We start from the raw sequence: 11,047 nt of genomic DNA, 5'->3' as shown, positions 1-11,047 counted from the left end.
GGCACGAACCGGCGCGGGCAACACACAGGCTGGAGATTTCTCAACGATGGATACCTTGCTTTCGATGCGCGTGTTTACGCGCATCGTCGAGACGGGCAGCTTCACGCGCGCGTCGGACACGACCGGGCTCACGACGCCGCGCGTGTCCGCGCTGCTGAGCACGCTCGAGCAGCATCTCGGCTGCCGGTTGCTGAACCGGACGACGCGCCGGATCTCGCTGACCGAGGACGGGCAGGCCTATTACGAACGCTGTGTCGGCGTGCTGCGCGAAATCGACGACATGGAAGCGGCCGTCTCGCAGGCACGCAATGTGCCGCGCGGCCGTCTGAAAGTGAACCTGCCGCCGGCGATGGCGAAACAGATCATGGTGCCCGCCCTGCCCGAATTTCTCGCCGCCCATCCGGGCATCATGGTCGAGCTCGGCGTGACCGATCGCCAGATCGACCTCGTCGGCGAAGGCGTCGACTGCGTGGTGCGGATCGGCGCGCTCGACGATTCGGGGATGGTCGCGAAACGGATCGGCAGCCTGACGACCTGCACCTGCGCGTCGCCCACCTATCTCGACAGATGCGGCGCGCCCGAAACGGTGGACGACCTCGCCCAGCACGTCGCGGTCAGCCACATGTCGGCCGATACGGGCCGGCCGCGGCCCTGGGACTACGTCGTCGACGGCGAAACGCGCATCGTGCAGATGTGCGGCACGGTCGCGGTCAACGACGCCGATACCTACATCGAGTGCGGCGTCGCGGGGATCGGCCTGATCAAGACCTCGCTGTACCTGGTCGAGCCGTATCTCAAGTCCGGGCGCCTGCGCGAGGTGCTGACCGATTTCAACACGCCGCCCCGGCCGATCTCGATCCTGTATCCGCCCAATCGGCATACGCCCGTCAAACTCAAGGTCTTCGTCGACTGGCTCGCGGGGCTGTTCGCGCAGATTCCGACGCTGCAGGGCAAACGCGGTTGATGTCCGCAGGTGATGCCGATCGTCAGCGCTGCCGCGCGCATCGCATCAATCAGGCGAATCAAGACGGCTCCGGGAACCATTCAGTCCTGCCGATCCAGACTGGTCGTCGGGCTTCGCGATCCGCGACAACCGCACCGGAGGCCCGTTTCGAGAGGCGCGTCATGCAGATCGCGATCGCCGCACCGTCCGTCCAGGCCGTTTTCGACGTCCTCGGCCCCGCCGTCTCAGGCGGCCGCACGTCGCGTCGGCCTGCCTCGGCACCCGCGCATGAACCCGCGGCCCGCCCCCTTTGCGTGGCGCGCAAAGCTCGGTTGCGCCCCGGACATATTCCCTTGTTATCGGTCAATAGCCTTGACTGCAATGCGGCGACTTCCGTTTCGCCGAGACGGCAACCGTCACGCCCGCTCGACGAACGGGCACCCGACATCTCTTTTCAAGGAGTCGACCATGTCAGCAGAATCCACCGCGGGCGCCTCCCACGGGCACGCGACGAAGCTCACGCAGGGCCTCATCCTGCTGTTCGCGTTCAGTTGCGGCGCGATCGTCGCGAACCTGTATTACGCACAACCGATCACCGAGCTCATCGCACCCAGCCTGCACATGTCCGGCGAAACCGCGAGCCTCATCGTGTCGCTGACGCAGATCGGCTACGCGCTCGGCCTGTTCTTCATCGTGCCGCTGGGCGACCTGCTCGAAAACCGCAAGCTGATGATCGTCACGGCCATCGTGTCGATCGTGAGCCTCGCGGCGGCCGCGGTCGTCCAGACCCCCGGTCTGTTCCTCGCGATCTCGCTGCTGGTCGGCTTCAGCTCGGTGGCCGTACAGATTCTGGTGCCGCTCGCCGCGCATCTCGCGCCGGATCATTCGCGCGGCCGGGTGGTCGGCACGATCATGAGCGGGCTGCTGCTCGGCATCCTGCTCGCGCGCCCGCTGTCGAGCGTGGTGGCCGACGCGTTCGGCTGGCGCTTCGTGTTCGCGGCCGCCGCCGTGCTGATGACGCTCGTGACGGCCGTGCTCGCGCTGACGATCCCGTCGCGCCAGCCCGATCACCGCGCAACCTACTTCGAATTGATCGGTTCGCTGCTCCATCTGGTCCGTACGATGCCGGTGCTGCGCCATCGCGCGTTTTACCAGGGCCTGATGTTCGCGTCGTTCAGCCTGTTCTGGACGGCCGTGCCGGTCGAACTGACGCGTCACTACGGGCTGTCGCAATCGGCCATCGGCCTGTTCGCGCTCGTCGGTGCAATCGGCGCGACGTCGGCGCCGGTCGCGGGCCGCCTCGCGGATGCCGGCCATACCGTTCGGGCGACGCTGATCGCCCTGGTCGCCGGCACGCTGTCGTATGCGGTCGCGCTGATCCATGGCGCGGGACTGTATGGCCTGGTCATCACGGGCATCGTGCTGGACTTCGCGGTGCAGATGAACATGGTCCTCGGCCAGCGCGAGATCTACGCGCTGCATGCCGCAAGTCGCAACCGCCTGAACGCGCTGTACATGACGAGCATCTTCGTCGGCGGGGCCGCCGGCTCCGCGCTCGCGAGCCCGCTGTACGAGCATGGTGGCTGGCCGCTCGTCGCCGCCGTCGCCGGCGCGTTCCCGATCGTTGCGCTCGCGCACTACGTCGTGATCGGGCGTCCGCACGCGCAACACCACGCACGGACCTGAACCGGCGCCGGCACCGGTTCACGTGCGAATCCCGGCCATGCCGTTCACGCGCGGGAACGCTGCCGGCACGTCACCCGCGTTACCCCGAACTCTCCGCAGGGCGCGCCGTCGCACCGGTCGCAACCGGACGCTGTCGCACGACAGGCGCCGCCCTGCTCCACGCAAAAGGAATCCATCATGTCTTCCCTGCTCAGCCACTACGACCTGCGCGGCCTGCCGCTTCCCAACCGTGTCGTGATGGGGCCGATGACGCGTTCGCGCGCGCCGTCGCGCGGCCAGCCGACCAAACTCATGGCCGAATACTACGCACAGCGCGCGTCCGCCGGCCTGATCGTGACCGAAGCGACCAACGTCAGCCCGGCCTCCGCGTCGTTCGAACTCACGCCCGGGCTCGTCACCGACGAGCAGGCGGCCGGCTGGAAGCAGATCACGGACGCGGTCCACGCGAACGGCGGCCGCATCTTCGCGCAGCTGTGGCACGGCGGCCGGGTCAGCTCGCTGACGCTGCTGGGCGGCGATGCGCCGCTGTCGCCGTCCGGCGTCAACGACGATCTCGAGCAGTTGCAAGTGTGGGCCCAGCTGCAAAACGGCTATTACACGAAGATCCACGCAACGCCGTCGCGTGCGATGACGACGGACGAAGTCGCCGGGACGATCGACGAATTCCGCCAGGCGGCCGTCCATGCGATGGCAGCCGGCTTCGACGGCGTCGAGATCCACGCGGCCAACGGCTACCTGCCGCACCAGTTCCTGTCGTCGACGCTGAACCGCCGCGACGACCGTTACGGCGGCTCGGTCGCGAACCGCGCACGCTTTCTCGAGGAAATCGTCGACGCGGTCGGCGACGTGATGCCGCTCGACCGTGTGGGCGTGCGCATCTCGCCGTACGCGAAGTACAACAACGTGCGCGACGCGGATCCGGATGCGACGTACGCGTACGTCGGCCGCATGCTCGACGAAGCCGGCGTCGCCTATCTGCACGCGGCGGACACCAACGGCTGGAGCGGCGAGCCCGACCTGCCGCGCATCGTCGAGAACACGCGCAAGTCCTTTGGCGGCACGCTTATCGTCAACGGCGGTATCGCGCCGGATGCCGCGAATGCGCTGATCGATGCGGGCGACGCCGATCTCGTCGCGTTCGCCCGCGCGTACATCGCCAACCCGGATCTCGTCGAACGCCTCACGGCGAATGCGCCGCTCGCCGCACCGAAGACGGTCGGCTGGTATGGCGGCGACCGCGCGGGATATGTCGACTATGCGCGTCTCGACGCAACGGGCCGAACTGCCTGAACGCCGCACCGGCGGCAGCCCGGCGCGGCCGTCGCCGGGCTGCCGCGGCTGCCGGCGAAGCCGGCCGGATCTTCCGGAACGACGCCCTCAGGCGTCTTTCCAGCGCGCGCCCAGCACGCGTCCGCAGAAATTCGGCCGGTGAAAATCCGGATCGGCGCGCTCGAGTACGTCGGCACTCCACGTGCCGAACGTCGACGCCGACCGATGCGCGACCCCGCGCGCGATCGCGTCGAGGAACGCATTGCCGAACCCGTCGCCGCGCGGGTACGCGGCGAGCAACGCCCGGCGCTCGTCGACCGAATACGCGTCGAAGTCGGTTGCCATCAGGTCCGTCGCTACGGCGGACGCCAGCGCACGTGCGAGCGGCGACACGCGTGCGGCCACGCCGGGCGTCGTATGCAGCGCAATCGCGCGCCACACGTCGTCGCACACATGCTGCGGCGTCTTATGACGCAACAGGAACGCCTGCGCGGCATCGGCGCTGTCGAGCTCGTAGCGCTCGGTCGAGCGGCCATACGCGGGGCTCAATCCCATGTTCGCGTACATCGCGGCCACGTACAGCGCCTCGGCATCGCAGCGCTCGCCGGCACGGCGCGCGGCAAGCGACGCGAGGACGAACACCCGGCACGCGTGATCGGTGATCACCCGCGGCAGCGACGCGCGTGCCGCTTCGGCGGCTTCGATCGCCATCGGCGTCCGGGGAATGCGGACGCCGGCGACTTCGTCATCGGCCGATGCGCAGGTGTGCGCAGCACTCATCTCGTCTCCCTCTGCCCCGCACCGGGGGCGAAAAATCGTTCGTTCTTCGCGCGGCACGCGCCGGGGTAGCCGGCCTGCCCGCTGATCGACGCCATCCTACAAGACGACACCGGGTTGGCCAAATGCTTCGCATTGCTCGACAACTTCCGTAGCGGCCGCGCGAAGGCGCTGCGCGAGACGACCGACGCGAGCGCGTGCGGAACCGGCATCCGGGCCGGCGTCGGCTGCCGAGCACGGCTGCGCCGACGCGGCCGGACGACGCGGGACGGCACCGCCGAATTCGGCCACCGGCGACCACGCGGGGCTGACCGGCAGCGGCGGCGGCGCAAGCGGCGCGAACTCGTCGTCCGCATGCACGACCTTGCCGCCGACGACGGTCAGCACCGACGACAGCGACTTGATCCGCGCTTCGTCGATCGTGAAGTAATCGTCCGTCAGCACCGCGAAATCCGCATACTGGCCGGGCACCAGCGCGCCCTTGCGGTCGTCCTCGTTCGAGAACCATGCACTGCCGACCGTGTAGCGGCGCAGCGCTTCCATCCGGCTGAGCCGGTTGCGTTCGGGATAGAGCGCCGTGCCGCCGACCGTGCGCCCGGACACCATCCAGTACAGCGACACGAACGGGTTGTAGCTCGCGATGCGCGTCGCATCGGTGCCCGCGCCGACCGGCAGCCCGGCCGCCAGCATCGCGCGGATCGGCGGCGTGCGCGTGGCCGCTTCGGCACCGTAGCGCGCAATGAAGTACTCGCCCTGGAACGCCATCCGGTGCTGGACCGTCACGCCGCCGCCGAGCGCGGCGATGCGCGCGATGTTCGCATCGGAAATCGTCTCGCAGTGGTCGAAGAACCAGCGCAGCCCGTCGAACGGCATGTCGCGGTTCACGGCCTCGAGCACGTTCAGGAAGCGGCCGATCGATTCGTCGTACGTCGCGTGCAGCCGGAACGGCCAGCGGTGCCGCACCAGCAGCCGAACCACCGCGGCCAGTTCGGCCTCGAGCGCTTCGGGCAGATCGGGGCGCGGTTCGAGAAAATTGCCGAAATCGGCGGCCGAAACCACCAGCAGTTCGCCGGCGCCGTTCATCCGCAGGAACGCGTCGCCGTCGCCGGGCTTCGCCAGCGTCACCCATCGCGCGTAGTCGTCGAGTTCCCGTCCGGCATGCTGCACGAACAGGCTGTACGCGATGCGCACCGTCATCTCGGCGCGCTGCGCGAGCGCCAGGATCACGCGATAGTCGTCCGGATAGGACTGGAAATCGCCGCCTGCGTCGATCGCGCTCGTCACGCCGAGGCGGTTCAGTTCGCGCATGAAGTGCCGCATCGAATTCATCTGGTCGTCATGGCCGAGCTTCGGGCCCTTCTCGAGCGCCGTGTGCAGGACGGCCATGTCCGGGCGCGCGATCAGCATGCCGGTCGGCCTGCCGAGGCGATCGCGCTGAATCTCGCCGCCGGGAGGATCGGACGTGTCGCGGCCATAGCCGATCGCACGCAGCGCAGCCGCGTTCAGGAGCGCGCTGTCGCCCAGATGCATGATGAAGACCGGCGTGTCGGGCGCGATCGCGTTGAGTTCGGCCACCGTCGGCCCGCGCTTTTCCGCGAACTGGAATTCGGTCCAGCCGCCGACGACGCGCACCCACTGCTGCGCAGGCGTGCGCAGCACCTGGCGACGCAGCATGGCCAGCGCATCGGCCAGCGTCGGCACGCCATCCCAGCGCAGTTCCAGGTTGAAATTCAGGCCGCCGCGGATCATGTGCAGGTGCGAATCGTTCAGCCCCGGGATCACGGTGCGGCCCTTCAGGTCGATGCGAAGCGTGTCGGCGCGCGCATGGCGCATCACTTCGTGCCCGCTGCCGGTCGCGAGGATCCGGCCGTCCTTCACCGCGAGCGCGGTCACGAACGACTGCCGGTCGTCCTGCGTCGCGATCTTGCCGTTGCATACGATGAGGTCCGCCACTTCGGCGGATTCCGTCGCCTTAAGCACCGTCGTGCCTCCCGCTTGCGCCGAAAGCCGACATGCGGCCGCACACGGCACGCACCCGGATTGACGATACACGGACCATCCACTTCCCCTTGAACGTTGATCGATCGGACCGACGGGCCGCGGCGCGATGGCGCGGCTGCGTCCTGCGCGGGCCGGGCGCGCCGCTACGCCATCTGCTGCATCGCATCCGCCGCCTCGTGCCGCATGCGGGTACGGCCCGTCGAAGGCGCCGTCTCCGGTAGCACGAAGTTCTGCACGCGCGCCAGCCGGCGAACGTCGAACGCACGCGATTTCGGATCGAAATGCCCCGTCAGACCGGCCACCAGCGACGAGGCCTGCCCGGTCCGCCCGCGCTCGATCAGGTGATCGGCGAGATCGAGCGTGCCGCGCAGCGCCCACATCGCGGCCCCTTGCCCGTTCGCGGCATGGATTCCCATCAGGAGATGACGGTGCCCGTCGGCTTCACAGGCCATTGCAAGGTCCGCATCGGCGGTGCGGGCCTGTTCGAGCATCGCCAGCCCCCGGGCGCGCAACAGTTCGGGCACGAACAGATGCTCGCCGTGCGCGCGGCAGCGCACGAGCGTCGCGTCGAGCTTCCCGCATGCCTCCGCCGCGCGGCCCGTACGCGTCAGTCCTTCCGCGTACGCGACGATCAACGGCGCGAGCACGCGCCGGAATCCGCTCGCTTCGATACGCCGCAGCGCAGGCTCGAGCCGCGCGAGACCGGCACCGGGGTGCCCGCTCTGCATATCGAACTGTCCGGCCAGGCATTCCGCGTGGCTGAGCCAGATGTCGAACCCGTTCGCCTCGGCGGTCGATCGCAGCGTGCCGAGATAGTCGGAAATCACGTCGTGGTCGCCATAGCGCAATGCAATCGGCACGGCCGCGGCGCCGAGCACGACGCACAACGCCAGCCCCGCGCCGGCGCGGCGCGCGCATTCGACCGCCTGTGCAGCCAGTCGCATCGCATGTTCCGGGTCGCCCTGCATCCACACGAGCCGCGTCAGCATCGTCCTGCCGAGCGTCGCGACGTCGACGCCCAGCGCCGCCTCCGCGCACGACGGTTCGCCAACCTCGGCCAGCTCGTCCGTCGCGGCCTCCAGCCGCTCGCGCGCCTGCGCATGCTCGCCGAAGTAATGCAGCGAGGTCGCGACCATCGCGTTCGCCAGCAGTCGCTGCGACCGGTCGCCCCGCCGCTCGGCGGCGCGCTCGAAGCGCGTCGCGTAGCGCAACGATTCGTGGATGTCGGAGCGCGTCAGCATCGTGTTCCACAGCCCGACCAGTGCGCGCGCATCGAACGCCTCGTCGCCGATCCGGCCTGCAAGACCGAGCGTCCTGTCCCACATCGCGGCGGCCGTATGCGAATCGCCGTCGGTATGCAGCAGCGCCGCCGCATAGGCCGCGCGCAAGCGCATCTCGCGCGCCGCTTCGACGGGCGCGACGCCCTCGGCCTCGATCGCGTCGAGCGCCCGTCTCGCCAGTATCGAACATTCGCGCATTCGCGCCGGCTCCAGCAATGCGCGCGCCAGCGCGTCCGCGTCCAGCGCCTGCGGCCCGGCCGCCACGGGCTCGTGCGGCGCCTGCGCATGCGCGGCGAGACGCAGGCCCGCGAGATCCAGGGCGGGTGCCTGCGTCTGCATCCGCGCTTCTTCCTGCTCGCGTTCGTAGCACGCGTGACGCTCGGCGACGGCGTCGAATTCGCCCTCGTTGTGCAGCTTCTCCAGCGCATACGCGCGCGTCGACTCCGTCAACCGGTAGCGCGCCTGCGCGCCGTCGAACTCGACGGTCACCAGCGACTTCGCGACCAGTTCGCCGAGCACCGCGATCATCTCGGCGGCCGACATGCCGGGTTCCATCGCAACTTCGCGGGCGGCATCGAACGTAAACGGGCCGATGAAGCACGCCATCCGACGAAACAGCGCGCGCGCGGCCGCATCCAGCAGCACGTAGCTCCAGTCGAACGTCGCCCGCAACGTCTGGTGCCGCGGCAACGCCGAGCGCAGCCCGCCCGTCAGGAGGTTCAACCGGTCGTCGAGACGTGACGCGACGATCTCGAGCCCGAGCGTCGCGACGCGCGCGGCAGCCAGTTCGATGGCAAGCGGGAGCCCGTCGAGACGCCGGCAGATGTCGCCGATCAGCCTGATGCCCGCCGGATCGACCGCGCAGTCGGGCGTGGCGGCACGGATCCGCGCCAGGAACAGTTCGACGGCCGAATGGCGCACCATCTCGTCGACGGTTGCGCTGCCGTCCGGCACCGCCAGCGGACTCACGCGAAATACGGCCTCGACCGAGATGTGCAACGGTTCGCGACTCGTCACGAGCACGCGCAGCGATGCGGCGCGCGACGTCAGCGTATCGACGAGGTCGGCAACCAGGTCGACGACGTGCTCCGCGTTGTCGAGCACGATCAGGCCTCGCGACGCGGCGAACGCATCGCCGATCCGGTCGATGTCCGGCAAGCCATCCGCATCGAGCCCGAGTTCCGCGGCAATCGCGAGCAGCACGTCGTCGCGCGTCACGGCACTTGCCAGCGCCACGAACAGGACGCGCTCGCCGGAGCGGCTGCGCAGTTCGTGCGCGACCCGGTCGGCCAGGCTCGTCTTGCCGATGCCGCCCGCGCCGACCAGCGTGACGACCGGCGCACGTTCGATCATGTCGAGGATCTGCTCGATCTCGGCCTGACGCCCGACGAGCGGCACCGGACGGGCAGCCGCGACGGCGTCGGGCGGCAACGCGGTCGCGCGCGGCGCCGGCTCGTGCGCGACGGCGGGATTCGCGATCAGCACGTAGCCGCGGCCCGGCACCGTCTTGATCAGGTCGCGGCTCGCGCCGAGCGCCTTGCGCAACGTCGCGACATGGACCTGCAGGCGGTTCTCCTCGACGATCAGGCCCGGCCAGACGGCATCCATGATGTCGTCCTTCGACACGACGGAACCGTTGGCGCGATGCAGTACTTCCAGTATGTCAAGCGCGCGTGCGCCGATACGCAGCGACGCGCCGCGGCAGCGAATGTCCCGCTGCTCGAAATCCACCGACAACGTCCCGATCTGGATCATGGCCGCCTCCAGGTTCCCCACGATGACCGCCATGTGAACACGGCCGTTCACCGGGGCGGGAGTGCGCACCCGGCCAGCCCTGCAGGCCGGGTGCAAATCTCAAAAAAGTGGGCCGAGTGTAAACGCCGGAAATATAAAAATCTTGAAGGAAAATGCGCTGGCGACCACCGCGCGGGCACGCCGCCGTACCCGCGTCGCGCGATTGCAAATGGGGCGATATCGATCAGAATGGCGCCTTCGCTTGCCGTCCGGGCCTGGCGCGGCACGGATCGGGCCGAATCCGGCATGCCGTCAGCCAGTGGACATTTATTCAAGTTATCTTGGGCCTGTCAGACGTGCTATATAAACTGCACGTAAAAATGCTCGCCCGCCGCACCCCATCGAAGGATTGTTCCGCCATGCCAGATCCCCTCGCCGCGCCACTTGTCGCGAAACCGAAAGACACGCTCGGATGCCTGTCGAGCCTGCTGTCGAAGGATATTGAAAGGTCGGTCGGCGGGCTGAAGCTCCATCGCAAATGCATGCGTGACGAGCAATTCGAGCGCATCGAGATGGCGCCCAGCGATCGCGGCTTCCTGATCGGCGTATCGCTCAATGGCGGGCACCGGCGCACGATCTACGGCGGGGCCGGCAAATCCGAGCGGTGGTTTCAGCACAACTCGATCTACATCCGCGACTTTTCCCGGAATTTCCGCGCGGACCTGCACGGCAAGTTCGACTTTGTGCTCGTCGAGCTGTCGCACGGCTACCTCGACGACTTGAGTCGCGAGCACGACGGAACGGAAATCGGCGGCCTGACCTGCGCGCCCGACGCGCAGGACACGGTGCTCGGCCATCTCGCGCACGCGGTCGCCGACAGCCTCGACGGGCCCGGCGCGCTGAACACGCTGTTCGTCGAGCAGATGGGGCTGGCGATCGGCACGCATCTGGCGCGCCAATACGGCAATACGCGCGCGCGCGACCTGCAACGCAAGGGCGTGCTGTCGCCGGCCAAGGCCGCGCTCGCCAAGGAACTGCTGATGGAGAAGGCGGATCTCGGCGTGTCGATCGAGGAGGTCGCGAGCGAATGCGACCTGTCGCGCGGCTATTTCATCCGTGCGTTCTCGCGCACGACGGGACGCACGCCGCATCAATGGCTGCTCGAGCAGCGCGTGATCCGCGCCCGACAACTGATCGAAACGACCGACATGACGCTCGCGGAAATCGCGGCCGTCTGCGGCTTCGCGGACCAGAGCCATCTGAACCGCGTGTTCGCACGCATCGTCGGCCATCCGCCCGGCGCGTGGCGGCGCGAACTGTCGCGCTGATTCCGTCACGCGCGGCAACGGCTCCCATG

General features: G+C 68.6%; 7 protein-coding genes. 4 read left to right on the top strand and 3 right to left on the bottom strand.

From position 1 onward, the window contains the following. Nucleotides 1-46 precede the first annotated feature (46 nt). From AC5LXX_RS32905 to AC5LXX_RS32895, 3 genes are all read left to right on the top strand, one after another. On the top strand, nt 47-964 hold the full coding sequence (locus AC5LXX_RS32905) for a LysR family transcriptional regulator (RefSeq protein WP_124448224.1): 918 nt from the start codon (nt 47-49) through the stop codon (nt 962-964). Between the two features lie 447 nt (nt 965-1,411). Beyond that, nucleotides 1,412-2,629, top strand: a complete 1,218-nt coding sequence (locus AC5LXX_RS32900) for an MFS transporter (protein ID WP_493414265.1) — start codon at nt 1,412-1,414, stop codon at nt 2,627-2,629. A gap of 177 nt (nt 2,630-2,806) precedes the next feature. Then, entirely contained in the window at nt 2,807-3,919 is a 1,113-nt protein-coding gene (locus tag AC5LXX_RS32895; RefSeq protein WP_493414264.1) for an alkene reductase, read from the top strand. An 87-nt stretch (nt 3,920-4,006) separates the two neighbouring features. Here AC5LXX_RS32895 and AC5LXX_RS32890 read toward each other — a convergent pair whose 3' ends face one another. The 3 genes from AC5LXX_RS32890 to AC5LXX_RS32880 form a co-directional block, all read right to left on the bottom strand. Beyond that, nucleotides 4,007-4,678 (bottom strand): phosphohydrolase, encoded by a 672-nt coding sequence (locus tag AC5LXX_RS32890; protein WP_493414263.1) that lies wholly within the window; start codon nt 4,676-4,678, stop codon nt 4,007-4,009. A 96-nt stretch (nt 4,679-4,774) separates the two neighbouring features. Further along, nucleotides 4,775-6,655, bottom strand: a complete 1,881-nt coding sequence (locus tag AC5LXX_RS32885; RefSeq protein ID WP_493414262.1) for an amidohydrolase — start codon at nt 6,653-6,655, stop codon at nt 4,775-4,777. Between the two features lie 164 nt (nt 6,656-6,819). Beyond that, complete coding sequence (locus AC5LXX_RS32880; RefSeq protein WP_493414261.1) at nt 6,820-9,711, bottom strand: ATP-binding protein; 2,892 nt, start codon at nt 9,709-9,711, stop codon at nt 6,820-6,822. Between the two features lie 398 nt (nt 9,712-10,109). On the opposite strand from AC5LXX_RS32880, the gene AC5LXX_RS32875 reads away from it, so the two are divergent. Next, entirely contained in the window at nt 10,110-11,018 is a 909-nt protein-coding gene (locus AC5LXX_RS32875; protein ID WP_493414260.1) for a helix-turn-helix domain-containing protein, read from the top strand. The last annotated feature ends 29 nt before the right edge of the window (nt 11,019-11,047 follow it).

It is taken from the genome of Burkholderia torrens, from assembly GCF_984668525.1.
This window is presented reverse-complemented; position numbering and strand designations above follow the sequence as displayed.

What these genes read in the sequence shown, in the direction of transcription:
- AC5LXX_RS32905 (WP_124448224.1), top strand. Translation starts at nt 47, where the DNA reads ATGGATACCTTGCTTTCGATGCGCGTGTTTACGCGCATCGTCGAGACG.
- AC5LXX_RS32900 (WP_493414265.1), top strand. Translation starts at nt 1,412, where the DNA reads ATGTCAGCAGAATCCACCGCGGGCGCCTCCCACGGGCACGCGACGAAG.
- AC5LXX_RS32895 (WP_493414264.1), top strand. Translation starts at nt 2,807, where the DNA reads ATGTCTTCCCTGCTCAGCCACTACGACCTGCGCGGCCTGCCGCTTCCC.
- AC5LXX_RS32890 (WP_493414263.1), bottom strand. Translation starts at nt 4,678, where the DNA reads ATGAGTGCTGCGCACACCTGCGCATCGGCCGATGACGAAGTCGCCGGC.
- AC5LXX_RS32880 (WP_493414261.1), bottom strand. Translation starts at nt 9,711, where the DNA reads ATGATCCAGATCGGGACGTTGTCGGTGGATTTCGAGCAGCGGGACATT.
- AC5LXX_RS32875 (WP_493414260.1), top strand. Translation starts at nt 10,110, where the DNA reads ATGCCAGATCCCCTCGCCGCGCCACTTGTCGCGAAACCGAAAGACACG.